Genomic DNA, 23,509 nt, shown 5'->3' with positions numbered 1-23,509 from the left:
ATCAGCGGGCGGCGGAACGGTTCCGGCCCGGGTCGTACAAATGGGACTGGGCGCAGGCCAGGGCCGGAGTCAGAGCTCGGCCCACCACAATGACGGCGGCCTGGCGGAGACCGGCCGCCTCGACCTGATCGGCGATGTCGGCGAGGGTACCGCGCAGGATCATCTGCTCCGGCTGGCTGGCGCGGTAGACGACGGCGACCGGGCAGTCGGGGCCGTAGTCGGCGACCAGTTCGGCGGCGAGGGTCCGGATCCGGGTGATGGCCAGGTGCAGAACCAGGGTCGCGCCGGTGTGGGCGAAGTTCGCGAGCGCTTCGGTCGAGGGCATCGCGGTGGAGCGGGCCTGGGTCCGGGTCAGGACGACCGACTGCACGAGTTCCGGGACCGTCAGTTCGGTGCCGAGCGCCGCCGCCGCGGCGGCGTAGGCAGGGACGCCGGGCGTGACATCCCAGGGGATGTCATGGGCGTCGAGGCGACGGGCCTGTTCGGTCAGCGCGGAGTAGATCGACGGATCACCCGAACAGAGCCGGGCCACGTCCATGCCGCGGCCGTGCGCGTGCACCAGGTGCTCGATGATCTCATCGAGGTCCAGGTGCTGGGTATCGATCAACTCGGTGCCGGGAGCGCAGTGCGCGAGCACCTCGGGATCCAGGTAGGTGCCCGCGTACAGGCAGACCGGCGAGGTACGCAGCAGCTCGACCGCTCGCACGGTCAGCAGGTCCGCGGCGCCCGGCCCGGCCCCGATGAAGTGCACGGTCATGCGGGCAGTCTATGCAGCCCGGCGAACGTATCCGGGGGCGGGCTTATCCGGGTTTCCCGAGCGGCTAGGCGGTCGCGTCGAAGGCGGCGATGACCTTCGTCGGGTGCAGACGGACCACGAGTTCGCCGGGAACACCGTTACGTTTGCCGAACTCCTCGGCGCGGTCGGCGCCCATGTAGCGGCCGGCGATCTCGGTGGCGGTGCGCAGGAGTTCCGCCGGGTCCTCGGACAGCGTGACGGTGCCCTGGATCTGGACGGAACCGTACGGCGGTTCTTCCAGATCGACACAGAGGGCGATGCGATTGTCGCGGGCGAAGGCCTTGCCCTTGGCGGTCGTCTTGCCGGTGTTGAAGACGATGGTGTCGTCTTCGACGATGAACCACACCGGCGTCACGATCGGGCGGCCGTCGGAGGCGACGAAGGCGACTTTGCCGGTGCGGGTGGCGTGCGCGAGGAAGTCGCGCACCTTCGGATCGGAGAGGGAGGCCATGCGGCTGAGGTTACGGGCTACCGTGGGTGTCGGCCGTGCACCAACCTGCTGGAGGCGTTTTGCGGATTCTCGCCCGAATATTGCTCATCGTGACGGCGCTCGTCCTGGCGGCGCCGTCGGCGCACGCCACCCCGGCGGTCGATGACGTGACCGCTCGGAAGATCGATGAGCTGCTGGCGGTCCGGGCCGGGCAACCGCGTGACAGGGGCGCGCTGATCGAGGCGTTGTCGAGCAGATTCCTCGGCACGCCGTACGGGGCGAACATGCTGATCGGCTCGGCGTCGCAGCCCGAGGAGCTGGTGGTCGACTTCCGGCGGGTGGATTGCTTCACCTACCTCGATTACGTGGAAGCGCTCAGCAGGTCGGCCACCCGCGCGGAGTTCACCTCGAACCTCATCGAAACCCGCTATGCCGGCGGCCGGGTCGACTTCCGGCTGCGGAAGCACTTCTTCACCGATTGGGCGGCGACGCCGCGGATCGCCGCCACCGACATCACCGGCGCGCTGAGCCCCGCGGCGGTCCCGGTGACCAAGCGGCTGAACGCGAAAGCCGATGGCGGGCAATACCTTCCGGGCGTGCCGGTGGTCGATCGGCCGATGACCTACATCCCGAGCAGCGCGGTGGACGACGCCGTCGCCGCGCAGCTGCGCACCGGCGACTACATCGGCGCGTACACCGACCAGGCCGGTCTGGACGTCACCCATGTCGGCATCTTCGTCATGACGCCGAACGGCCCGGTGTTCCGCAACGCGTCCTCGCTCGCTCAGCACAACAAGGTCGTCGACTCCCCGTTCTTCGACTACGCGCGCACCGTGCCGGGCCTCATCGTGCTGCGCCCGTTGTAGTTCAGATCGCGCCCTGCTCGCGGGCCCGAGCCACCGCCGACGTGCGCGAGCGGACACCGAGTTTCGCGTAGATGTGCACCAGGTGCGATTTGACGGTCGTTTCGCTCAGGAACAGTTCCTTGGCGATCTCGCGGTTGGATTGTCCGTCGGCGACCAGGCGCAGCACCTCGATTTCGCGCGGACTGAGGGTGGTATCGGCTCGGCGTACGCGGGTCATCAGCTTCGACGCGACCGCCGGGGACAACACGCTCTCCCCCGCCGCCGCAGAGCGGACCGCGGCGAGGAGTTCCGGCGGCGGGGTGTCTTTCAGGATGTAGCCGCAGGCCCCCGCCTCGATGGCGCCGAGGATGTCGGCGTCGGTGTCGTAATTGGTGACCACCAGGACATTCGGCGGCTGCGGGAGGGCGCGCAGTTCGGTGGTGGCGTCGACGCCGGAGCGGCCCGGTCCGAAGCTCAGGTCCATCAGCACCAGGTCGACGGGCGTCGTGGCGCAGAAGGCGACGGCCGCCTCGGCGGTGGGCGCGTCGCCGACCACGATGATGTCGCCGCCGCCTGCCAGCAGCGCGCGCAGACCGGCCCGCACGATGGCGTGGTCGTCGGCGAGCAGCAGGCGGATCATGCGCGCTCCGAATCCAACGGGAACGACACGGTGACCGCGGTGTGGCCCGGCTCGGACTCGACCGCGAAGGTGCCGCCTTGCTGTTCCACCCGGGATCGCATCGCCGCCAGACCGAAGGAACCCGAGGGCGCGTGCTCGAGCACCGCGGGCTCGATACCCACACCGTTGTCGACCACGTCGAGCAGTACCTCGTCGCCGGAATAGGTGAGGGTGAGGCGCATCCGGTCAGCGCGCGCGTGCTGGACGACGTTGGACACCGCGCCCTGGGCTATGCGCACCAGCGCGGCCTCGACCGGCATCGGCAGCCGCTCGGGCATGCCCTCGACCGCGAGCTGTGCCGTCACCGCCTCGGCTCGCCGGCAGATCCGCTCCAGCGCCTGCGCCAGCGATTGCCCGTCCAGGGCGGCGGGCGCCAGTTCGGCTATCAGCCGCCGGGTTTCGGACAGATTCTCCGCCGCGGTCTCGCGGGCGAGCCGAATCTGTTGCAGCGCGGGGTGTTCCGGAGCCGACTGCTCGGCGGCATGCAGCAGCAGCTGGATACTGCTGAGCCCCTGGGCGACCGTGTCGTGGATCTCCTGGGCGAGACGTTCTCGTTCGGCGAGCTTGCCCGCGTTGCGTTCCTGCTCCGCGAGAGTGGCCCGGGTACTGAGCAATTCGTCGATCAGCCGCTGGCGTTCGGCCGACTCCCGGAACAGCGCCTGGTAACCGAGCCCGATACCGATGGCCACGGCCGCGCCCAGGACCGGCCCGATCACCCCGCCCACCGACCATCCGCGCTGGAAGCCGAACCCGGCGACGGCGACCCCGGTCGCCGCCAGCACCGCGAGCAGACTCCACGGGCGCGGCAGCAGATGCAGATAGAGGAAGAACAGGCCGAACGCCAGGTATCCCGCGTCCGGGGCGAGCGGCACCAGGCACAGCCACAGGATGGTGAGCAGTCCGAGCCAGGCCAGGATCCCACCCGGCCGGCGGCCGACCCTCGATCCCGCGAAGTAGGTGAGCAGGAAGGCCGCGACCAGCAGCAGCACCGGAATCGGGTGCTCGGATTCGGGCAGCAGTGCGCGGCCGGCGGTCACCGCCGCCAACGCCGTCACCAGCACATGCAGGCCCAGCCGCAGCGCGGTGAAGACTGGGGTGAGCGGCGACGAGTGCACCTTGTCAGCTTATGTGCGGCTACTCCGAAGGCATCCACCGAAAGGTGTAATCACCGCGCCGCCCTTCGAGCGGGGCGGGTTCATTCCGTCGCGCGATGGCCGCGACCAGGTCTCGCGGGACGGTGGAGTCATGTTCGTCGCACTACGGGATCTGCGGGCCGCACGGGGCCGATTCGGCCTGATCGCATCGGTTGTCACGCTGGTGGCGCTGCTGGTGAGCTTTCTGGGCGGACTCACCGCCGGGCTCGCGCACCAGAATATTTCGGCGATCGAGTCGCTGTCGGCCGACCGCCTGGTGTTCGCCGACACCGGGGCGGGGCCGTCGTTCGACGCGTCCGCGCTGACCCCGCGGCAAGTGGAGCAGTGGCAGCGGGCCGCCGGATCCACCGGCTCGGTGCAGCCGGTGGGGATCAGCCGGGCCGAGGCGGGGCGAGCCGGGTCGCCGCCCGCTCAGGTCGCCCTCTTCGGCGCCACGCCCAGCACAGTTGGCAACCGTGCGGCAACTCCGGGCAACGTGGTCCTCAGCACCGGCGCGGCCGCAGACCTGCACGCCGCCGCGGGCGACACCGTCGGCCTCGGCGGAGCGACCTTCACCGTGGCCGCCGTAACCGGCGACGACTGGTACAGCCATAGCCCCGTGGTCTGGATGACCCCTGCGGATTGGCAGTCGGTGAGCCCACGCGGCGGGGCGGCGACCGTCCTCGCCGTTACCGGCGGCACCGACCTGGACGCGGTCAACGCCGCCGCGCACACCACCACGACCACCGTGTCCGGAGCACTGTCCGCGCTGGCCTCCTACGAAGCCGAAAACGGTTCGCTCACAGTGATGACGGTGCTGCTGTTCGCCATTTCCGCCTTGGTGATCGGCGCGTTCTTCACGGTGTGGACCGTGCAGCGCACCCCGGACATCGCGACGTTGAAAGCGCTGGGCGCGACCACCGGTTCGCTGGTCCGCGACGCCCTCGCGCAAGCCGCGATCGTGCTCGTGGCGGGCGTCACCGTGGGGATCGGAATCACGGTTGTCGCAGCAACTTTCGTGGGTGATGCGCTGCCTTTCGTGCTGAGCCCGGCCACCACCCTGCTACCGGCCGCCGCCCTCGTCGTCCTGGGCCTGTTCGGTGCGGCGTTCGCCCTGCGGTTCCTCTTCACGACCGACCCGCTGACCGCCCTCGGCACGGCCCGCTAATTCCTTGGAGCCCACCATGACTGCCCTCACCGTCGAAGACGTCACCCTCACCTTCCCCGACGGGGCCGAACGCCGCACCGCGCTGGACCGGGTACACCTGACCGTCCAGGGCGGCGAAATCGCCGCTATCACCGGCCCTTCGGGCTCCGGCAAGTCGAGTCTGCTTGCCGCCGTCTCCACGCTGATCCGCCCCGAATCCGGCCGCATACGCCTCGAAACTCAGGGCACCACAGTAGATCTCGCCCACTTGAGCCCTCGCGAAGCCGCCGCCCTCCGCCGCTCCGCCATCGGCATCGTCTTCCAGCAACCGAACCTGATTCCGGCGCTCACGGCCGTCGAACAACTCGAGGTCATGTCCCACCTCGGCCAGCGCTGGTTCACCTCCGCCGAGCAGCGCCGCGAAACCCGCGCCAAGGCAATGGATCTGCTCGCCGCCGTCGGCTTGGACGGCCAGCACGCCAAGCGCCCGGCCCAACTCTCCGGTGGCCAACGGCAGCGCGTCGATATCGCCCGCGCCCTGATGCACGATCCCGCCCTGCTCGTCATCGACGAACCCACCAGCGCACTCGACACCGAGCGCGGCGCCGCCATCATCGATCTCATCCTCGACGTGGCCCGCACGCGGCACGCGGCAACTCTGCTGGTCACCCACGACCGCGCCCATCTGCACCGGATGACCTCGGTCTATGCCATGACCGACGGCGTCCTCACCCCTACCCGCGCCGCCTGAAACCCGAGATCGAGGTGCGTATCTCGCGGAGTGAGCGCGAGACTAGGCGGTGCGCAGCACCAAGACCGTGATCTCGCTCGGTGCGAATACCCGCAACTGCGGACCCCAGAACCCGGTGCCCCGGCTCGTGTAGAGCTGGGTATCGCCGTGCCGGGACAGGCCCGCGACGACCGGCTGCTCCAGCCGGACCAGATAGTGGAACGGCCAGATCTGGCCGCCGTGCGTATGTCCGGAGATCTGCAGCGCCACACCGGCCGCGACGGACTCGGCGATCTGCCGGGGCTGGTGGGCGAGCAGGACGACCGGCACGCCGGGTTCGGCACCCACGAGCGCGGCCGGGAGATCGGGACCGTGGCCGGGCAGCCCGACACCGGTCGGATCGTCGACACCGGCGAGCACCAGCCGGTCGCCGCCGCGGGTGAGGGTCTCGTGCTGATTGTGCATGGGCTGCCAGCCGATGGACGCCATGTGGTCGATCCAGCCCTGGGCGTCACCGAAATACTCGTGATTGCCGGTGATGTAGAAGCGGCCCAGCGGTGCCTCGACCTTGCCGAGCGGATCCACTTGCGGATGCCGCTTCGCGACCGAGCCGTCGGCGAGATCACCCGCGTGACAAGCGATATCGGGTTCCAGGGAGTTCACGACCTCGACCACCCGCTCCGACCAGCGCAACCGGTTCAGTGCGGCGAAGTGGGTGTCGGTGATGACCACCAGACGCAGCCCGTCCAGCCCCGCTCCGAGACCGCGGATCGGCACCTCCAGCGTCCGCACCCGGGGCACCCGCCGCGCCTCATAGATGCCGTAGGCGACCAGCGCGGCACTGATCGCCAGTACACCGGCCGCGACGATCCGCGAGCGCACCGGATCGTCCACCCCGGCCACCGCCAATCCGAATCCGGCGATGGTGCCGAGCAGTGACCAGCTGAACAGCACCCACAGCACACCGAGCAAGGTGTCGCCGATGATGGACGCCGTGTCCGACTGCGCGGGCCCGTGGCCGAGGAACATCGACGCGGGCAGGCACACATAGCCGGCGAGGAACAGCGCCGTCCCGGCCCAGAACACCGTGCCGGAACTGGTCGCGCCGACCAGCGTCCACCACGGCAACAGGAACAGCAGGGCGGGGATCGCCAGAAAGAGAGCGATGCGGGGCACGTATTTCACAGCGATTCCTCACGAGGCAGTCAACTGCGCCAGGCTATACCTCGGTGGAACCGGTTCCGCCGGCCGAGCCCAGCAGTGCCGCCCGCTGACTGCGGACCTGCGCGCAGAGGGCGTCCACGACCGCGGACACCTCCGGTCGGCGCAGAGTTTCGGTGCGGGTGACGAGCCAGTAGGCGAGGCGGACCGAGACCTGGTCCCGCAGGACTCGGACGAGGTCGGGGTGCCGATCGGCCATGAAGCAGGGCAGCAAGCCCAGTCCGGCCGCGGCCCGGGTGGCCTCCACATGCACGAAAACATTGGTGGAGGTGATGGATTCGCGCATGGCCGTGGCGAAGTTGGCGGCCACGTCGAGGTCGTCGACCTGGAGCATGGAGTCGATGAAGTAGACCAGCGGATACCGCGTCAGGTCCGCCATCGCGGCCGGAGTTCCGTACTCACGCAGGTAATCACGCGCGGCGTACAGGCCGAGACAGTAGTCGCCCAATCGAATCGCCTTGGCGCGCAATACCTGTGGCTCGCCGACCACGACCTCGAGGTCGACCCCGGAGCGCTGCTGGGAGGCGCGCCTGGTGGCGGTGACGATTTCGACGGAGATGCCGGGGTGCTGGCGCTGCACGCCCGCGATGGCGGGCGCGGCGAGGTAGGCGCTGAAACCGTCGGTGGCCGAGATCCGGACGACGCCCTCCAGCACCCGGGTGCCGGTGGCATCGGCGGTCAGGGAGCGCACGGCGGCTTCCACCGCCTCCGCGGCGACCAGCGCTTCCCGGCCGAGTTCGGTGAGCTCCCAGCCACCGGTGACCCGAGTCAGCACCCGTCCGCCGAGCGTTTCCTCGAGCGCCGCGATGCGCCGGGAGATCGTGGTGTGGTTCAGGCCCAGCTCGTCGGCGGCCGAGACGAACCGGCCGGTCCGGCCCACCGCGAGCAGGATCAACAGGTCGTCGGCACTGGGTCGGCCGGAGTTCATATCTGCATCTTTGCAGACTGCCCGTGCGGATTTGGCCATTGCGTCCGACGCGGATCTGCACGAATACTCAGGCCAGCTAGAAATTGTGGGGCCCATCACAACGGGAACACCGAGGGCTGGGTCCGAGCGTTAGGAGATGTTCGATGAGCGTGCGCAATCCCGTGCGGCCGACCGGCGGCGATCCGGATGATGCCCCCTCCGGACTCAGACGCGTGGTCGCCGCCTCGATGGCGGGCACGGTCGTCGAGTGGTACGAGTTCTTCCTCTACGGCACCGCGGCGACGCTGGTGTTCAGCAAGGTGTTCTTCGCCCAGGGCACCAGCGAACTGGACGCGATCCTGGCCGCCTTCGTCACCTACGCGGTGGGTTTCGCGGCGCGCCCGCTGGGCGGCATCGTGTTCGGGCACTTCGGCGACAAGTACGGCCGCAAGAAGCTGCTGCAGTTCAGTCTGGTGCTGGTCGGCGCGGCGACGTTCCTGATGGGCTGTCTGCCGACCTTCGCTCAGATCGGCTATTGGGCGCCGGCCCTGCTGGTCGCCCTGCGCTTCATCCAGGGCTTCGCGGTGGGCGGCGAATGGGGCGGTGCGGTCCTGCTCGTCGCCGAGCACAGCCCGAGCGCCCGGCGCGGCTTCTGGGCGAGCTGGCCGCAAGCCGGTGTGCCCGTGGGCAATCTGCTCGCCACCCTCGCACTGCTGACGCTGACCTCGACGCTCTCCGACGCCGCGTTCCTGAGCTGGGGCTGGCGGGTGGCCTTCTGGCTGTCGGCGGTGGTGGTCCTGGTCGGCTATTACATCCGCACCAAGGTCACCGACGCCCCGATCTTCGTCGCGGCACAGCAGGAGATGGAACAGATCAAGGCCACCTCGTTCAGCGTGGTGGAGGTCATGAAGCGTTATCCCCGTGGCGTTTTCACCGCGATGGGCCTGCGTTTCGGCGAGAACATCCTGTACTACCTGGTGGTCACCTTCACCATCACCTATCTGAAGGTCCACGTCGGCACCGACACCAAGGTGATCCTGTGGTGGCTGCTCGCCGCGCACGCGGTGCACTTCTTCGCGATCCCGGCCGCGGGCTATCTCAGTGACCGATTCGGCCGCCGGCCGGTGTACCTCGCGGGGGCGATCACGGGCGGCACCTGGGGCTTCTTCGCCTTCCCGATGATGGACAGCGGGCACAACGCGGTCATCATGTCGGCGATCATCATCGGCCTGGTGTTCCACGCCCTGATGTATGCCGCCCAGCCCGCCATCATGGCCGAGATGTTCCCGACCCGGATGCGCTATTCCGGTGTGTCCCTGGGATATCAGGTGACCTCGATCGTGGCGGGTTCGCTCGCGCCGATCATCGCGGTACGGCTGCTGAACACCTTCGACTCCGCGGTGCCGATCGCCTGGTACCTCGCCGGGGCGGCCGCCGTCACCGCCGTCGCGGTGCTCTTCGCCCGGGAGACAAAGGGTTTGGATCTCGCCAGCGTCGACGAAGCGGACCGGGCACTGGTCGCGGCGCCCGTGGTGGCCAAATGAGCGAACTGGCAGGCAAATCCGCGCTGGTGACCGGCGGTGCGAGCGGCATCGGCGCGGCCTGCGCCCGGCTGCTCGCCGCCCGCGGCGCCACCGTCACCCTCGCCGACGTGGACGAGACCGGCGCGAAGGAACTCGCACACGAGCTGGGCGGAAAGGCCTGGGCGGTAGACCTGCTCGACGTCGGCGCGCTGGAAGACCTCCGGCTCGAGGTCGACATCCTGGTGAACAACGCCGGGGTGCAGCGCATCGCACCGATCGAGGACTTCCCGCCCGACCAGTTCCGCCACCTGCTCACCCTCATGGTGGAGGCTCCGTTCCTGCTCATCCGCGCGTCGCTACCGCACATGTATCGGGCGGGATTCGGCCGGATCGTCAATATCTCCTCGGTGCACGGCCTGCGCGCCTCCGCCTACAAGGCGGCCTATGTGACGGCCAAGCACGCGCTGGAGGGGCTGTCGAAGGTGACGGCGCTCGAAGGTGGCCCGCACGGGGTGACCAGCAATTGCGTCAATCCCGGATACGTGCGAACCCCGTTGGTGGACAAGCAGATAGCCGATCAAGCTCGCACCCACGGGATTCCGGAGCAAGAGGTGATCGAGAAGATCATGCTCACCGAGAGCGCGATCAAGCGGCTGGTCGAACCGGAGGAGGTCGCGTCCCTGGTCGGCTGGCTTGCGGCGCCGGAGGCGGGCATGGTCACCGGGGCGTCCTACACCATGGACGGAGGCTGGAGCGCTCGATGAACGGTGAGCGGGCGTATGAGGGGCGCCCGCTCACCCGTCCCACGGGTTCTCAGCTGTCGTCCCGCGGGTCCAGCGCCGCCAGCACCATCTGCCGCAGGATCGGCCGGGCGCGGGTGGCGGTGGCCCGGGACGCGCTGTGCGGTGTCGAGTTCATCAGGCCGAAGGCGGCGTGGGCCTGCACCCGCGCCGTCTCCTCCGGGAGATCTGGGTGCAGTTGCCGCAGCACGCCCACCCAGATCTCGACGTATCGGCGCTGTGTGCGGCGCAGTTCCCGACGCGAGGCGACCGGCACGTTCTCCAGGTCGCGGTCCTGGATGCGGATGAGTTCGGGGTCTCCGAGCGCGAAGTCCAGGTGGAAGTCGACCAGTGCGCTCAGGGCGTCCCGTGGCGTGGCGGCGTCGGCCACCACAGCGTTGCCTCCGTCGTACAACCGCCGGCTGACCCCGACGAGGAGTTCGACCAGCAGCGCCTCTTTGTTCGGGAAATGCCGGTAGACCGCCGGACCGCTGATCCCGACGGCCGCACCCAGGTCGTCCAGGCGCATACCGAGGAAGCCGCGCTCGGCGATCAACCGGGCGCCCGCTTCCAGCAGTTGCCCCCGACGCTGTGCCTTCAACTGTTCGCGACGGGTGGGCGCGACGGATTCAGCGCTGGCCACTGGCACTCCTCTAGACCGTCCTGGACAACTCGGTTAATCAAGATTAACCTGAATTCCAGTTATCGGCGACTAACTGACCGACAGGACTTCCGTGATGGTGGTTACTCAACAGGGGAACCGCAGCGCCTTCGAGGCGCTGACCGGCGACCTGCGCGAGCGGCTGGCCGCTGCCGCGCTCGGCGGCCCGGCCAAGGCCCGCGAGCGGCATATCGCGCGCGGCAAGCTGCTCCCCCGGCAGCGGGTGGACCAGCTGCTCGACCCGGGCAGCCCGTTCCTGGAGCTGTCCCCGCTGGCGGCCACGGGCATGTACGACGACGAGTGCCCGGGCGCGGGCATCATCACCGGCATCGGGCGCGTCTCGGGCCGCGAGTGCGTGATCGTCGCGAACGACGCGACGGTCAAGGGCGGCACCTACTACCCGATGACGGTCAAGAAGCATCTGCGCGCCCAGGAAGTCGCGCTGCAGAACCAGCTGCCGTGTCTCTACCTGGTCGACTCCGGCGGCGCGTTCCTGCCCCGCCAGGACGAGGTGTTCCCGGACCGCGAGCACTTCGGCCGCATCTTCTACAACCAGGCGACCATGAGCGCCCAGGGCATACCGCAGATCGCGGCGGTGCTCGGCTCGTGCACCGCCGGCGGCGCGTATGTCCCCGCGATGAGCGATGAGGCGGTGATCGTGCGCAACCAGGGCACGATCTTCCTCGGCGGCCCGCCGCTGGTGAAGGCCGCGACCGGTGAGGTCGTCACCGCCGAGGAGCTCGGCGGCGGCGAATTGCACTCCCGCACTTCGGGAGTCACCGATCACCTGGCGGAGGACGATCAGGACGCGCTCCGGATCGTGCGCCGGATCGTGGCCACGCTCGGACCTCGACCGGCGAGCCCGTGGGACATTCTGCCCAGCACCGCGCCCGCCGCGCCGGAGTCGGAGCTCTACGACGTCGTACCGGCCGATCTCCGCACCCCCTATGACGTGCGCGCGGTCATCGATCGAATCGTGGACGGCGCCACCGGTTTCCACGAGTTCAAGGCCGAGTACGGCAAGACCCTGGTCACCGGCTTCGCCCGCGTCCACGGGCACCCCGTCGGCATCATCGCCAACAACGGCGTGCTGTTCGGCGAATCCGCCCAGAAGGGCGCGCATTTCATCGAACTGTGCGACAAGCGCAAGACTCCGCTGTTGTTCCTGCAGAACATCACCGGTTTCATGGTCGGCCGCGACTACGAAGCGGGCGGTATCGCCAAGCACGGCGCGAAGATGGTGACCGCCGTCGCGTGTGCCCGGGTGCCGAAGCTGACCGTGGTGATCGGCGGCTCCTACGGCGCGGGCAACTACTCCATGTGCGGGCGCGCGTATTCGCCGCGCTTCCTGTGGATGTGGCCGAACGCGCGCATCTCGGTGATGGGCGGCGAGCAGGCGGCCTCGGTGCTGTCGACCGTGCGCGGCGACCAGCTCGACGCGAACGGACAGCCCTGGTCCGCCGAGGACGAGGAGGCGTTCAAAGCGCCGATCCGCGACCAGTACGAACGTCAGGGCAACCCGTACTACTCCACCGCCCGGCTCTGGGACGACGGCGTAATCGATCCCGCCGACACCAGAACCGTGCTCGGACTTGCCCTTTCGGTCTGCGCGCAAGCGCCGCTCGAACCCGTTTCCTACGGCGTCTTCCGGATGTGAGCGACATGCTGAACAAAGCAATCCTTACCCACCCCGCCGACTCCGCGAGTTCCGCCGGCCACCCCGCCCGGGGTCCGGTCGGCTTCGACACCGTCCTGGTCGCCAATCGGGGCGAGATCGCGGTCCGCGTCATCCGCACGTTGCGGGACATGGGAATTCGATCGGTGGCGGTGTACAGCGACGCCGACGCCGACGCCCGCCACGTACACGAGGCCGACACCGCCGTGCGCCTGGGCCCGGCCCCAGCGCGCGAGAGCTACCTGGCCATCGACAAAGTCGTCGCCGCGGCGGTGCGCACCGGTGCGCAAGCCGTGCACCCGGGCTACGGGTTCCTTTCCGAGAACGCCGCTTTCGCCGCCGCGCTGGCCGATGCGGGCATCGTGTTCCTCGGTCCGCCCGCGCGGGCGATCGAGATCATGGGTGACAAGATCGCCGCGAAGAACACCGTCGCCGCGTTCGATGTGCCCGTGGTGCCCGGCATCGCCCGGCCCGGTTTGACCGATGACGAATTGATCGCGGCGGCCGCCGAAATCGGTTACCCGGTGCTGGTCAAGCCGTCCGCGGGCGGCGGCGGCAAAGGCATGCGCCTGGTCGAGGAGCCGGCGGGGCTACCCGCCGCGCTGATCAGCGCGCGCCGGGAGGCAGCGGCCGCGTTCGGCGACGACACGCTGTTCCTGGAGCGGTTCGTCATCCGGCCCCGGCATATCGAGGTGCAGGTGCTGGCCGATCAGTTCGGCAACGTCCTGCACCTGGGTGAACGCGAATGCAGTTTGCAGCGCAGGCATCAGAAGGTGATCGAGGAAGCGCCCTCACCGCTGCTGGACGCCGCGACGCGGGCCAGAATCGGTGCGGCGGCGTGCAATACGGCTCGCAGCGTCAACTATGTCGGCGCGGGCACGGTGGAGTTCATCGTCTCCGCGGACCGGCCGGACGAGTTCTTCTTCATGGAGATGAACACCCGGTTGCAGGTGGAGCATCCGGTCACCGAGCTGGTCACCGGAGTGGACCTGGTGGAATGCCAGGTCCGGGTGGCGGCGGGGCAGAAGATCGCCGTGGCCCAGGAAGACATCCGCATGGTCGGGCACGCCATCGAGGCCCGGGTGTACGCCGAGGACCCCGCCCGCGGATTCCTGCCCACCGGCGGCACGGTGCTCGACCTGTCGGAGCCGGAAGGGGCCGGCGTCCGGGTGGATTCGGGTCTGCGGGCCGGGACCGTGGTCGGCAGCGACTACGACCCGATGCTGTCGAAGGTGATCGCGCACGCGGACGACCGGACCGCGGCGATCGCGAAACTCGATCGGGCCCTGGGCGATACGCTCCTGCTCGGCGTCACCACCAATATCGAGTTCCTCCGGTTCCTGCTGGCCGATCCGGAGGTGGCGGCCGGTCGTCTGGACACCGCGCTGCTGGATCGCCGGGTCGGCGACTTCCACCCCGCCGAGGTCGGGGACGACACATTCATCGCCGCGGCGGCTTACCACTGGCTGCGCAATTGGCCCACGGGTCCGGCCGATCCGTGGGAACTTCCCACCGGCTGGCGCATCGGTTCTCCCGCCCCGACCACCATCCGCCTCACCGGCGGTGATCGCACCGAGCACGTGTACCTCACCGGCACGCCCGGTGCCGCCTCGGTGCGCCTGAACAGCGGTGCGCCGCGCGCTCTCACGGCCGCTTACGCCGACGGCCGGGTCGAGCTGACCCTGGACGGACTGCGGCAGGTCTACCGTGTCGCCGAAGACGATGGGCACCTGTGGGTTTCGGGTCCGTCCGGAATCGCGATGGTGCGCGAGGTCCCGGAGGAACGGGTCCGCGCGGGGGCCGCACAGGTCGGCGACGCCGAAATCCGCAGTCCCATGCCGGGTTCGGTGATCGCCGTGCTCGCCGAGCCGGGCGCCGCCGTCGAAGCGGGCGCTCCGATCGTGGTCGTCGAGGCCATGAAGATGGAGCACACGCTGACCGCGCCGACCGCCGGAACCGTCGAAATCCTCGCCGCGGCGGGCACGCAGGTCCGATTGGACCAGCCGCTGGCCCGCATCACCGCCTCGAATACCTCCGCAGCAGAAGGACTCCCAGCATGACCGACTTCCTATCCACCGGCACTCTGCCCGAGGACTACCGCGACCTCGCCCTGACCGTCCGCGATTTCGCTCAGTCGGTCGTGGCGCCGGTGGCCGCCCGGCACGACGCCGACCACACCTTCCCGTACGAGGTCGTCCAGGGCATGGCCGAGATGGGCCTGTTCGGACTACCGTTCCCGGAGGAATTCGGCGGCATGGGCGGCGACTACTTCGCGCTGTGCCTGGCACTCGAGGAACTCGGCAAAGTCGACCAGAGCGTCGCCATCACCTTGGAAGCCGGTGTCTCGCTCGGCGCGATGCCGATCTACCGCTTCGGCAACGACAAGCAGCAGCAGGAGTGGTTGCCGCAGTTGACCTCCGGCCGGGCACTGGCCGCGTTCGGCCTCACCGAACCGGGCGCGGGCAGCGACGCGGGCGGCACCCGCACCACCGCCGCACTCGACAGCGGCGACTGGGTCATCAACGGCAGCAAGCAGTTCATCACCAACTCCGGCACCGACCTCACCCGCCTGGTCACCGTGACCGCGGTCACCGGACAGTCCGAGGGCAGAAAGGAGATCTCCACCATCCTGGTGCCTACGGACACACCGGGTTTCGTCGCCGAACCGGCCTACAACAAGGTCGGCTGGAACGCCTCCGACACCCACCCGCTGAGCTTCACCGACGTGCGCGTGCCCGAGGAGAATCTGCTCGGCGAACGCGGGCGCGGCTACGCCAACTTCCTGCGCATCCTGGACGAGGGCCGCATCGCCATCGCCGCGCTGGCGACGGGCGCGGCCCAGGGCTGTGTCGACGAGAGCGTGCGCTACGCCAAGGAACGCGAGGCATTCGGCCGGACCATCGGCCGCAACCAGGCCGTCGCCTTCAAGATCGCCCGGATGGAGGCCCGCGCGCACGCCGCGCGCACCGCCTACTACGACGCGGCCGCGCTGATGCTGGCCGGCAAACCGTTCAAGAAGCAGGCCGCCATCGCCAAACTGGTGGGCAGCGAAGCGGCGATGGACAATGCCCGCGACGCCACCCAGATCTTCGGCGGCTACGGCTTCATGAACGAATACGCTGTGGCCAGGCACTATCGCGACAGCAAGATCCTGGAAATCGGCGAGGGCACAACGGAGGTGCAGCTGATGCTGATCGGACGGGAGCTGGGACTGTGAAAAAAGTCGAGCAACGCGGGCTCTGGTTCGAGGAATTCGAGACCGAGGTCGTCTACCAGCACCGGCCCGGACGCACCATCACCGAGGCCGACAATGTCCTGTTCACCACGCTCACCATGAACACCCAGGCCCTGCATCTGGACGCGGCGTTCGCCGCGGACCAGCCGCCGTTCAATCAGCGCCTGGTGAACTCGATGTTCACGCTGTCCACGCTGGTCGGGTTGTCGGTCGCCCAGCTGACCCAGGGCACGCTGGTGGCCAATCTCGGCTTCTCCGACATCAGTTTCCCGAAGCCGCTGTTCCACGGCGACACCATGTACGCCGAGACGGTGGTCACCGCCAAGCGGGAGTCGAAATCCCGGCCCGGTGAGGGCGTGGTCACCCTCGTGCACACCGCGCGCAATCAGCACGGTGATGTGGTGGCCACCGCCACCCGCAGCACGCTGGTCCGGAAGCGGCCGGCATGAGCTGGCAGCTGCCGGGGCCCGGCTGGCTGTTCTGTCCGGCGGACCGGCCGGAGCGCTTCGAAAAGGCCGCTGCCGCAGCCGATGTCGTGATCCTCGATCTCGAGGACGGAGTCGCCGCCCAGGACAAGGCGGCAGCGCGCGAAGCCCTGGTCGAGACCCCGCTCGATCCGGATCGCACTGTGGTGCGGGTCAATCCGTACGGCACCGAGGAGCACGCCCTCGACCTGCACGCCCTGGCGCGCACCGGATACCGGCGGGTCATGCTGCCGAAATGCGAATCCGGCGAACAGGTCCGGGCGCTGGCGCAGTGCGAGGTGATCGTTCTGATCGAATCGCCGCTGGGCGCGCTGACGGTCGCCGAGTCCGTACACGTGGACAACGCCATCGGCGTCATGTGGGGCGCCGAGGATCTGGTGGCCGGACTCGGCGGCACCGCCAGCCGCTTCGCCGACGGCGGCTACCGTGAAGTGGCACGGCATGTTCGGTCCACCGCACTGCTCGCGGCCAAGGCCTACGGCAAGTTCGCGCTCGACTCGGTGTACCTGAACATCCGTGACCTGGATGGATTGCGCGCCGAATCCGAAGACGCGGTGGCGGTGGGTTTCGACGCCAAGGTGGCGATCCACCCCAGCCAGGTGCCGGTGATCCGGGCGGCCTACCGGCCGTCGGACGACGAGGTCGACTGGGCCCGGCGGGTGCTGGCCGAAGTCCCGAACCATCGCGGGGTCTTCGCCTTCGAAGGCCGGATGGTCGACGCACCGGTCCTGCGCCATGCGGAGCAGGTCCTGCGGCGCGCACAACTCAGCTAGTCGAGAAAGGTATTGCGATGCAACCACAGCGCCCATCGGCCCCGGAGGCCGCGCCGACCGCCGTGCCCCAGTGGATTCCCACCGAAGCGGATATCGCGTCGGCGCGGATCACCGATTTCGCACGCTTCGTCGAGGCCCGGACCGGCGTGGCGGCGCCGGACTACCCGGCGCTGTGGCGCTGGTCGGTGGCGGACCTGCCCGGCTTCTGGCACGCGCTGTGGGATTACTTCGAGCTCGGCGCGATCGACGGCGAGGTACTCGCGAGTGCGGAAATGCCTGGGGCGCAATGGTTCCCGGGAACCAAGCTGAACTACACCGACCAGATCGTGCGGCAGTTCCGCACCGACCGGCCGGCCATCATCGCGCTCCAGGAGGACGGCGCACCCCGCGAGGTGTCCTGGACCGAATTGATCGACAGCACTGCCGCTTTCGCGCGCTCGCTGCGTGAACTCGGGGTGCGGCCCGGGGACCGGGTGGCCGGATACCTGCCGAACACCCCGGAGGCGGTGATCGCCTTTCTCGCGACGGCGAGCATCGGCGCGGTCTGGAGCGCCTGCGGCCAGGACTACTCCGCCAAGGCCGCGCTGGACCGGCTCGGCCAGCTCGAACCCACCGTCCTGATCACCGCCGACGGCTACCGCTTCGGCGGCAAGCCGCACGACAAGCGGGACGACATCGCCGCGCTGCAAGCCGGATTGCCGTCGCTGCGGGCGACCATCGCGGTGTCGCGGCTGGGCCTGGAGGTGGCCGAGGCCATTCCGTGGTCCGAGGCGATCGCCGACACCGGCAACAACGCCGCCGTCATCGAGACCGAGGTGCTGGACTTCGATCACCCGCTGTGGATCGTATTCTCCTCCGGCACGACAGGTTTGCCGAAAGGCATTGTGCACGGCCATGGCGGCGTGGTGCTGGAACACCTCAAAGCTGTTGCGCTGCAGTCCGATATCGGGCCGGACGACACCTTCTTCTGGTACACCAGCCCGAGCTGGATGATGTGGAACTTCCAGGTCGCCGGCCTGCTGGTAGGCGCCACCATCGTCACCTACGACGGCAGCCCGACTCACAACGGCCCGGATGCGCTGTGGCGGATGGCCGCCGAGGTGCGGGCCACTGTGCTGGGCACCAGCCCCGGCTATGTCCTGGGCTGCATCAAGGCGGGTTCGGTGCCGCGCAGTGACCACGATCTGACCGCCCTGCGCACCGTCGGCATCACCGGTTCCGCGCTGCCGTCGTCGACTGCGCTGTGGCTCGGCGAGAACATCGGTGACCACGTCCAGGTTTCCTCGATCAGCGGCGGCACCGACGTGGTGTCGGCCTTCATCGGCGGCGTGCGCACCGTTCCGGTCTGGCCCGGTGAACTTTCCGCGCCCTACCTCGGCACCGCCCTGGAGGCCTTCGATTCCGACGGCAAACCGGTCCGCGGCGAAGTCGGCGAACTCGTCATCACCAAGCCGATGCCCTCCATGCCGATCCGTTTCTGGCACGACCCGGACGGAAGTCGTTACCACGACGCCTATTTCGATACCTTTCCCGGCGTGTGGCGGCACGGCGACTGGATCGAGATCACCGACCACGGCAGCGTCGTCGTGCACGGCCGTTCCGACTCCACGCTGAACCGCCACGGCATCCGCATGGGCAGCGCCGACATCTACCAGGCCGTCGAACGCCTCCCGGAGATCACCGAGGCCCTGGTCATCGGCGCCGAACAGCCCGACGGCGGCTACTGGATGCCCCTGTTCGTCACCCTCACCCCCGGTACCGAGCTCACCGACGACCTGAAGACCCGCATCAACACCACCATCCGCACCGAGGTCTCCCCCCGCCACGTCCCCGACGAAATCCTGCTCGCCCCCGGAATCCCGCACACCCGCACCGGCAAGAAACTCGAGGTCCCCATCAAAAAGCTCTTCCAGGGCGCCGACCCCGCCCGCGTCGTAGAACGCAGCGCCGTCGACAACCCCGACCTGCTGGATTGGTACGCCCAACAGCGGCAATCCACTCCATAACAGCGCGAGGTGGCTACTATCGGTAGAACAAATGTGGCCACACTAGGAGCTGTCATGGAGATCGGCATCAGGGAATTGCGGGATAGCCTCAGCCGTCAGTTGGCCGAGGTGCGCTCAGGCCGGACAGTCACCGTCACCGATCACGGAAAGCCGATCGCTCGAATCGTTCCGGTCGGGCGCCCCACCAGGCTGGAGCAACTTCGTAGCGAGGGCTTGGTTCAAGCCGCACGTAAGAAGAAGGAGGTGCCCCCGGAGCCGATCAAGGCGAAGGGGATCGTCAGCGATCTCATCGACGAGCAGCGCCGATGATCGGCTATCTGGACACCTCCGCCTTCGTTCCCCTGCTGGTCGAGGAGCCGAGCAGCGCGGCGTGCACCAGGTTCTGGATCGACGCCGACGACGTGGTTTCTACCCGGTTGCTCTACGTCGAATCAGCTGCGGCGCTTGCCCGAGCGCAACGCTTGGGCCGCTTGGACGCTGCCGAGCATGCCGCGTGCCGTCGGCTGCTGGCGGAGCTGTGGCCGCAGATAGAAGTGATCGAAGTAAGTGAAGCGTTGACCGTCCGCGCCGCGGAGCTGGCCGAGCTGTTCGGTTTGCGTGGATACGACGCCGTGCACTGCGCCTCGGCCGACACACTGGAAGACGAGGATCTCGTCCTCGCTTCGGGAGACCGGAATCTCTTGGAAGTCAGTAGAAAGCTGGGGATTTCGACGTATGACAGCAATGCGGGCGAATAGCCGGCAGAGGCGGCCGCGCGGCTAGCCGGTCGAGCGCAGGGCCAGGGTGGTCAACCATGTCCAGCCCGTGATGATGGCTATGCGTTGCCAGAGGCCCGCGGTGTCGACGAGATCGGGGGCGCCGGAGAAGCCGGCGGCCGCGAGGGCGAAGGCGAGCGCGGAGAGGGTGGCTGACAGGGCGGTGTAGAGGCGCCAGGGCCAGCCGCGGCGGCCGAGGGCGGCGGCGCAGGCCAGGGTGAGGCCGAGGACCATCATCGCGGCGAACAGGTTGTGCACGCTGCCGTCGCCGGGCGGTGCGCCCGGCGGGTATCCCCCGATGGGGTCGGTGGCGAAGCAGCCCGCGCCGATCATCCCAATTGCCCAGAGCGCCACCAGGATTGCGGTTACCTCGCTGTCCCACCAGAGGGCTGTCGCGAAAACGAGCCCGAGCACACCGCAGACGATGAAGCCGGCTGTCTGCACCCAGCCGCCGGGTCCGAGGGCGAGTCCGCTGACCGGGTGGCGGCTCGGGTCGTATTCCGGCCGCAGCGCCCCAGCGATGAGAAACGTGGCCACGAACAGCGGCCCGGTGGCAATGCCACACCAGCGCCCGATCCCGGCCATACCTCAACGATATGGTCAGCCCGCCTGCCGGACACCTTCTTCACAGGCGTCCAACCATGCCTGCCGGCCGGACGGGAACTGGCCGCCGCCCTCCAGACCTTCGATATAGCCCTGCTCGCAGAAATTGGCGGGCAGCTGAGTGCCCGCTTCGCGGACCGATTCGGCCAATTGGCGCGCTTCGCGGATGGTGCGGGCGCGGTTCCATTTGTCGCCGTCGGGGTCGATCATGATCACGGCGGCGGGCTCGACGGTGCTGCTCGGCGCGGCGGTGGTAGGGCCGGCGGGGGGCTCGGATGTGGCGGGAGCGGCGGTCGCGATATCGCCGCCACACGCGGCGAGGCTCACCGCGGCGACAGCCACCGCGGTGACGAGGAAGAGCTTCTGCACATCAGGTCCTTAACGAATGAGCGAGACGCAATGTTAGCAAGGCGAACCTTGTCGGCCGTGCTCGGCGACCTGGGCAAATCACGGCGTGGAGCAGGCCGATACCATGTGCGGCATGAGTGTCGACAATCGCCGTACGGCGCGTAAGGCGGTCAGCGGCGACCCGGCACCACGGGAGGTTCGTCGCCGGCCCAAGAATCGGCGCGCGCAGATCGCGGCGGCGTCGGCGGCCGCGTTCGGTTCGCTGGGCTATCACGGTGTGAGCATGGAGGACATCGCCTCCGGCCTCGGCATCAGTTCAGCCGCGCTGTACCGGCACTACCCCAGCAAGTACGCGCTGTTCCGCGAGGAACTGCTGCGCGTCGGCAACGCGATGGCCGAATCGGTGCGGCTACCCGAGGACGCCGCGCAGGCTCCGCCCGGACAGCGGCTGCGTCAGGTGATCGAGGCGCTCATCGGCGCGACCATCGAGAACCGCGCCAGCGTCACCCTCGTGCGCTGGGAGGGGCGCTACCTGGAACCGCAGGATCAGCAGACCTTGTCCGGACTGCAAAGCCAGGTGCTCGATGCGCTCGGCGCCGAATTGTCCGCGCTGCGACCGGAACTCGCCGAGGACGACCGTCGCGTGCTGCGCCTGGCGCTGCTGAGCACCATCACGAGCATCGCCGACCACCACGCCACCCTGCCCGCCAAACAGCTTGCCCGCCTGTTGAGTTCGGCGTGCTGGACGGTGGCCGAAGCCGAGTTGCCGCCCGCCGAGGTGGCCGAACCGCTTGTCGCCGCGGAGATCCCGGATTCGTTCAAGCACGAGCTGCTGCTGCGCAAAGCGGTGGAATTGTTCCACGAGCGCGGCTACCCCAATGTCAGTGTCGAGGAAATCGCCACTGCCGCAGGGCTTTCCGCAGCTTCGGCGGTGTACCGGTTCTATCGCGGCAAGTCCGATCTGCTGTCCGCGGCATTCCGGCGGGCCGCCGAGCGGGTCTCCGGCGCGATCGGCCCGGCGGTCGCCGCGGCGGACAGCCCCGAGGCGGCGCTGCGCGCCCTGATCACCCACTACGTCTCCGGCTCGTTCGCCGAGCGCGACCTGACCTTCGTGTATTACACCGAGTTCCAGCATGTTCCGCCGGAGGACCGGACGGTGCTGCGCAATATCCAGCGTCTCAGCGTCGAGGAGTGGGCGCGGCTGCTGCGCGAGGTGCGCCCGGAACTCTCCCCCGCCGAGGCGCGGTTCCTGATCCACGCGGCGTTCGCGCTCGTGGTGGATCTGGGGCGGGCCTTCGACGCGGAACCGTTCGCGGGGCAGCCGCGAGTGTGCGCGCTGATGGAACTGGTGCTGTTCGGACGGCTCGGAAGGTAACGAACGGTCGCCGGTCAATGTTAACGCTGATTCTTTACAGAATTTTATGAGAAGCCAAGCTCCGCGCCCTCTCAGAGCTTTGTTGTAACGCGCTGTTCCACTGTCGGTGTGCGATAGCATCGCGGGATGAGTGCCGAGAATCGCCGCGCCGCGCGGGAAGGTGAGTCACCCCGAGTGCGGCGGCGGCCGCGCGATCGGCGCGCCCAGATCGCCGCTGCCTCCGCGGAAGCGTTCGGCGCACTCGGCTATCACGGCGTCAGCATGGAGGACATCGCCTCCCGGCTCGACATCACCTCCACCGCGCTGTACCGGCACTATCCGAGCAAGTACGCCCTGTTCCGGGAAGAGGCGTTACGCCTGAGCGCGCTCAGCGCGGAAGCAGTGCGGCTGCCCCCGGAACTCCTCAGTTCCACTGCGGCACACAAGCTTCAGCACATCGTGGACGCGCTGATCGCCAAGTCGATCACCAATCGGCGCAGTGCCGCGCTGCTGCGCTGGCAGAGCCGCTACCTGGAACCGGAGGACTATCAAGTCCTGATCGAGCATCTGGTCCGGACCTACGCGGTGCTGGGCGGACTACTCGGGGAAACCCGTCCCGAGTTGGATGGAGCGGACCGCGCGGTGCTGGCGACCGCGGCCTTGAGCGTGATCGGCAGCATCTCCGATCACCACGTCTCGGTGCCCGCTCGGGCGCTGGCGAATCTGCTGCGCTCCGCCTGTGCGGCCGTCTTCGAGTCCGAGCTGCCGCCGATCGGCGCCGAACCGCACGCCGCGGGACCGTCCGAAGTTCCGCTGACCTTCAAACACGAACTGCTGCTGAAACGCGCGATCGAACTGTTCCACGAGCGCGGCTACCCCAATGTGAGCGTCGAGGACATCGCCACGGCGGCCGGCCTGCCCGCCTCCTCGGCGGTGTACCGGTTCTATCGCGGCAAGGGCGACATTCTCGCGGCCGCGTTCCGCCGTGCGGCGGAACGGGTTTCGGCGGCGATCGGTCCCGCCATCGCCGCCGCGGCCGGTCCGGAGCAGGCGCTCACCGAGCTGATCGAGCTGTACGTGACGGGTTCGTTCGAGGAACGCGAACTGACCTTCGTGTACTACGCCGAGATCAGCAACGTCCCCGCCGACGATCGCACCGTGCTGCGCAACATCCAGCGGCTCAACGTCGAGGAATGGGCCAAGCTCGTCGTCGGCGTACGCCCGCAACTGACCGCCGCCGAAGCCCGCGTCCTGGTGCACGCCGCCCTCGCCCTGGTAGTCGATCTGGGTCAGTGGCTCGGCCCCGGCAACCCGATCTGCAACCGCGCACGGGTCATCCACCTGATGCAGGTCATCCTGTTCGGCCGGGCCGCCGCGGCCTGACTTCGGCTGCTACACCCCGGCCGCGGACACACGCCGCCGGA

General features: G+C 68.7%; 24 protein-coding genes. 15 read left to right on the top strand and 9 right to left on the bottom strand.

What is annotated here, in order from left to right:
• Nucleotide 1: 1 nt before the first annotated feature.
• Both cobM and BJ987_RS09295 read right to left on the bottom strand, forming a co-directional pair.
• A complete protein-coding gene (cobM, locus tag BJ987_RS09300; RefSeq protein ID WP_209886891.1) occupies nt 2–757 on the bottom strand; it encodes a precorrin-4 C(11)-methyltransferase in 756 nt (251 codons plus the stop codon).
• Nucleotides 758–821: 64 nt separating this feature from the next.
• Entirely contained in the window at nt 822–1,247 is a 426-nt protein-coding gene (locus tag BJ987_RS09295) for a PPOX class F420-dependent oxidoreductase (protein WP_209886888.1), read from the bottom strand.
• 89 nt (nt 1,248–1,336) lie between these two features.
• Between BJ987_RS09295 and BJ987_RS09290 the strand changes: the two genes are divergently transcribed.
• On the top strand, nt 1,337–2,092 hold the full coding sequence (locus BJ987_RS09290) for a DUF1460 domain-containing protein (protein ID WP_307869553.1): 756 nt from the start codon (nt 1,337–1,339) through the stop codon (nt 2,090–2,092).
• Between the two features lies 1 nt (nt 2,093).
• On the opposite strand, the gene BJ987_RS09285 is transcribed toward BJ987_RS09290, so the two are convergent.
• Nucleotides 2,094–2,711, bottom strand: coding sequence for a LuxR C-terminal-related transcriptional regulator (locus BJ987_RS09285; protein WP_209886882.1), 618 nt, complete (start codon nt 2,709–2,711; stop codon nt 2,094–2,096).
• Entirely contained in the window at nt 2,708–3,865 is a 1,158-nt protein-coding gene (locus tag BJ987_RS09280; protein ID WP_209886879.1) for a sensor histidine kinase, read from the bottom strand. Before BJ987_RS09280 ends, BJ987_RS09285 begins: the two co-directional genes overlap by 4 nt.
• Before the next feature lie 130 nt (nt 3,866–3,995).
• On the opposite strand from BJ987_RS09280, the gene BJ987_RS09275 reads away from it, so the two are divergent.
• Nucleotides 3,996–5,051, top strand: a complete 1,056-nt coding sequence (locus BJ987_RS09275; protein ID WP_209886876.1) for an ABC transporter permease — start codon at nt 3,996–3,998, stop codon at nt 5,049–5,051.
• Between the two features lie 16 nt (nt 5,052–5,067).
• The gene (locus BJ987_RS09270; RefSeq protein WP_209886873.1) at nt 5,068–5,781 is read left to right on the top strand and encodes an ABC transporter ATP-binding protein; all 714 of its coding nucleotides are present in this window, start codon (nt 5,068–5,070) and stop codon (nt 5,779–5,781) included.
• Nucleotides 5,782–5,823: 42 nt separating this feature from the next.
• Here the strand turns inward: BJ987_RS09270 and BJ987_RS09265 are convergent, their stop codons facing one another.
• Nucleotides 5,824–6,945 carry a metallophosphoesterase gene (locus BJ987_RS09265; RefSeq protein ID WP_209886870.1) on the bottom strand — a complete coding sequence of 374 codons (1,122 nt, stop codon included), beginning with the start codon at nt 6,943–6,945 and terminating at the stop codon, nt 5,824–5,826.
• A 34-nt stretch (nt 6,946–6,979) separates the two neighbouring features.
• Complete coding sequence (locus BJ987_RS09260) at nt 6,980–7,948, bottom strand: LysR family transcriptional regulator (protein WP_209886867.1); 969 nt, start codon at nt 7,946–7,948, stop codon at nt 6,980–6,982.
• A 104-nt stretch (nt 7,949–8,052) separates the two neighbouring features.
• Here BJ987_RS09260 and BJ987_RS09255 point away from each other — a divergent pair, with 104 nt between their 5' ends.
• Together BJ987_RS09255 and BJ987_RS09250 are read left to right on the top strand one after the other, a co-directional pair.
• Nucleotides 8,053–9,432 (top strand): MFS transporter, encoded by a 1,380-nt coding sequence (locus tag BJ987_RS09255; RefSeq protein WP_209886865.1) that lies wholly within the window; start codon nt 8,053–8,055, stop codon nt 9,430–9,432.
• Nucleotides 9,429–10,175, top strand: a complete 747-nt coding sequence (locus tag BJ987_RS09250; protein WP_209886862.1) for a 3-hydroxybutyrate dehydrogenase — start codon at nt 9,429–9,431, stop codon at nt 10,173–10,175. The genes BJ987_RS09255 and BJ987_RS09250 overlap by 4 nt, the downstream gene beginning before the upstream one ends.
• Nucleotides 10,176–10,224: 49 nt before the next feature.
• On the opposite strand, the gene BJ987_RS09245 is transcribed toward BJ987_RS09250, so the two are convergent.
• Nucleotides 10,225–10,833 (bottom strand): SACE_7040 family transcriptional regulator, encoded by a 609-nt coding sequence (locus tag BJ987_RS09245; protein ID WP_209886859.1) that lies wholly within the window; start codon nt 10,831–10,833, stop codon nt 10,225–10,227.
• A gap of 94 nt (nt 10,834–10,927) precedes the next feature.
• On the opposite strand from BJ987_RS09245, the gene BJ987_RS09240 reads away from it, so the two are divergent.
• The 8 genes from BJ987_RS09240 to BJ987_RS09205 are packed head-to-tail and all read left to right on the top strand — an operon-like array spanning nt 10,928 to nt 19,762.
• Complete coding sequence (locus BJ987_RS09240) at nt 10,928–12,508, top strand: carboxyl transferase domain-containing protein (RefSeq protein WP_209886856.1); 1,581 nt, start codon at nt 10,928–10,930, stop codon at nt 12,506–12,508.
• A 5-nt stretch (nt 12,509–12,513) separates the two neighbouring features.
• Nucleotides 12,514–14,586: an acetyl-CoA carboxylase biotin carboxylase subunit gene (locus BJ987_RS09235; protein WP_209886853.1), complete on the top strand. Its 2,073-nt coding sequence runs from the start codon at nt 12,514–12,516 to the stop codon at nt 14,584–14,586.
• A complete protein-coding gene (locus tag BJ987_RS09230) occupies nt 14,583–15,743 on the top strand; it encodes an acyl-CoA dehydrogenase family protein (RefSeq protein WP_209886850.1) in 1,161 nt (386 codons plus the stop codon). The genes BJ987_RS09235 and BJ987_RS09230 overlap by 4 nt, the downstream gene beginning before the upstream one ends.
• A complete protein-coding gene (locus BJ987_RS09225; protein ID WP_209886847.1) occupies nt 15,740–16,210 on the top strand; it encodes a MaoC family dehydratase in 471 nt (156 codons plus the stop codon). Before BJ987_RS09230 ends, BJ987_RS09225 begins: the two co-directional genes overlap by 4 nt.
• Nucleotides 16,207–17,019 (top strand): HpcH/HpaI aldolase/citrate lyase family protein, encoded by an 813-nt coding sequence (locus BJ987_RS09220; protein ID WP_209886844.1) that lies wholly within the window; start codon nt 16,207–16,209, stop codon nt 17,017–17,019. The genes BJ987_RS09225 and BJ987_RS09220 overlap by 4 nt, the downstream gene beginning before the upstream one ends.
• 17 nt (nt 17,020–17,036) lie before the next feature.
• Nucleotides 17,037–19,025 carry an acetoacetate--CoA ligase gene (locus BJ987_RS09215; protein WP_209886841.1) on the top strand — a complete coding sequence of 663 codons (1,989 nt, stop codon included), beginning with the start codon at nt 17,037–17,039 and terminating at the stop codon, nt 19,023–19,025.
• Nucleotides 19,026–19,079: 54 nt separating this feature from the next.
• Entirely contained in the window at nt 19,080–19,334 is a 255-nt protein-coding gene (locus BJ987_RS09210; protein ID WP_209886838.1) for a type II toxin-antitoxin system Phd/YefM family antitoxin, read from the top strand.
• Nucleotides 19,331–19,762: a type II toxin-antitoxin system VapC family toxin gene (locus BJ987_RS09205; RefSeq protein ID WP_209886835.1), complete on the top strand. Its 432-nt coding sequence runs from the start codon at nt 19,331–19,333 to the stop codon at nt 19,760–19,762. The genes BJ987_RS09210 and BJ987_RS09205 overlap by 4 nt, the downstream gene beginning before the upstream one ends.
• 21 nt (nt 19,763–19,783) lie before the next feature.
• Here BJ987_RS09205 and BJ987_RS09200 read toward each other — a convergent pair whose 3' ends face one another.
• Both BJ987_RS09200 and BJ987_RS09195 read right to left on the bottom strand, forming a co-directional pair.
• Nucleotides 19,784–20,365, bottom strand: a complete 582-nt coding sequence (locus tag BJ987_RS09200; RefSeq protein ID WP_209886833.1) for a DUF998 domain-containing protein — start codon at nt 20,363–20,365, stop codon at nt 19,784–19,786.
• Between the two features lie 15 nt (nt 20,366–20,380).
• On the bottom strand, nt 20,381–20,752 hold the full coding sequence (locus BJ987_RS09195) for a hypothetical protein (protein WP_209886830.1): 372 nt from the start codon (nt 20,750–20,752) through the stop codon (nt 20,381–20,383).
• Between the two features lie 112 nt (nt 20,753–20,864).
• On the opposite strand from BJ987_RS09195, the gene BJ987_RS09190 reads away from it, so the two are divergent.
• Together BJ987_RS09190 and BJ987_RS09185 are read left to right on the top strand one after the other, a co-directional pair.
• Nucleotides 20,865–22,106 (top strand): TetR/AcrR family transcriptional regulator, encoded by a 1,242-nt coding sequence (locus BJ987_RS09190; RefSeq protein WP_209886827.1) that lies wholly within the window; start codon nt 20,865–20,867, stop codon nt 22,104–22,106.
• 126 nt (nt 22,107–22,232) lie between these two features.
• Nucleotides 22,233–23,468 (top strand): TetR/AcrR family transcriptional regulator, encoded by a 1,236-nt coding sequence (locus BJ987_RS09185; RefSeq protein ID WP_209886824.1) that lies wholly within the window; start codon nt 22,233–22,235, stop codon nt 23,466–23,468.
• Nucleotides 23,469–23,509: the final 41 nt, after the last annotated feature.

Origin of the sequence: Nocardia goodfellowii, assembly GCF_017875645.1 — a bacterium.
Taxonomy (GTDB): domain Bacteria; phylum Actinomycetota; class Actinomycetes; order Mycobacteriales; family Mycobacteriaceae; genus Nocardia; species Nocardia goodfellowii.
This window is presented reverse-complemented; position numbering and strand designations above follow the sequence as displayed.

What these genes read in the sequence shown, in the direction of transcription:
- BJ987_RS09220 (WP_209886844.1), top strand. Translation starts at nt 16,207, where the DNA reads ATGAGCTGGCAGCTGCCGGGGCCCGGCTGGCTGTTCTGTCCGGCGGAC.
- BJ987_RS09200 (WP_209886833.1), bottom strand. Translation starts at nt 20,365, where the DNA reads ATGGCCGGGATCGGGCGCTGGTGTGGCATTGCCACCGGGCCGCTGTTC.
- BJ987_RS09185 (WP_209886824.1), top strand. Translation starts at nt 22,233, where the DNA reads ATGAGTGCCGAGAATCGCCGCGCCGCGCGGGAAGGTGAGTCACCCCGA.
- BJ987_RS09285 (WP_209886882.1), bottom strand. Translation starts at nt 2,711, where the DNA reads ATGATCCGCCTGCTGCTCGCCGACGACCACGCCATCGTGCGGGCCGGT.
- BJ987_RS09240 (WP_209886856.1), top strand. Translation starts at nt 10,928, where the DNA reads ATGGTGGTTACTCAACAGGGGAACCGCAGCGCCTTCGAGGCGCTGACC.
- BJ987_RS09295 (WP_209886888.1), bottom strand. Translation starts at nt 1,247, where the DNA reads ATGGCCTCCCTCTCCGATCCGAAGGTGCGCGACTTCCTCGCGCACGCC.
- BJ987_RS09260 (WP_209886867.1), bottom strand. Translation starts at nt 7,948, where the DNA reads ATGGCCAAATCCGCACGGGCAGTCTGCAAAGATGCAGATATGAACTCC.
- BJ987_RS09215 (WP_209886841.1), top strand. Translation starts at nt 17,037, where the DNA reads ATGCAACCACAGCGCCCATCGGCCCCGGAGGCCGCGCCGACCGCCGTG.
- BJ987_RS09190 (WP_209886827.1), top strand. Translation starts at nt 20,865, where the DNA reads ATGAGTGTCGACAATCGCCGTACGGCGCGTAAGGCGGTCAGCGGCGAC.
- BJ987_RS09235 (WP_209886853.1), top strand. Translation starts at nt 12,514, where the DNA reads ATGCTGAACAAAGCAATCCTTACCCACCCCGCCGACTCCGCGAGTTCC.
- BJ987_RS09255 (WP_209886865.1), top strand. Translation starts at nt 8,053, where the DNA reads ATGAGCGTGCGCAATCCCGTGCGGCCGACCGGCGGCGATCCGGATGAT.
- BJ987_RS09250 (WP_209886862.1), top strand. Translation starts at nt 9,429, where the DNA reads ATGAGCGAACTGGCAGGCAAATCCGCGCTGGTGACCGGCGGTGCGAGC.
- BJ987_RS09270 (WP_209886873.1), top strand. Translation starts at nt 5,068, where the DNA reads ATGACTGCCCTCACCGTCGAAGACGTCACCCTCACCTTCCCCGACGGG.
- BJ987_RS09230 (WP_209886850.1), top strand. Translation starts at nt 14,583, where the DNA reads ATGACCGACTTCCTATCCACCGGCACTCTGCCCGAGGACTACCGCGAC.
- BJ987_RS09210 (WP_209886838.1), top strand. Translation starts at nt 19,080, where the DNA reads ATGGAGATCGGCATCAGGGAATTGCGGGATAGCCTCAGCCGTCAGTTG.
- cobM (WP_209886891.1), bottom strand. Translation starts at nt 757, where the DNA reads ATGACCGTGCACTTCATCGGGGCCGGGCCGGGCGCCGCGGACCTGCTG.
- BJ987_RS09275 (WP_209886876.1), top strand. Translation starts at nt 3,996, where the DNA reads ATGTTCGTCGCACTACGGGATCTGCGGGCCGCACGGGGCCGATTCGGC.
- BJ987_RS09205 (WP_209886835.1), top strand. Translation starts at nt 19,331, where the DNA reads ATGATCGGCTATCTGGACACCTCCGCCTTCGTTCCCCTGCTGGTCGAG.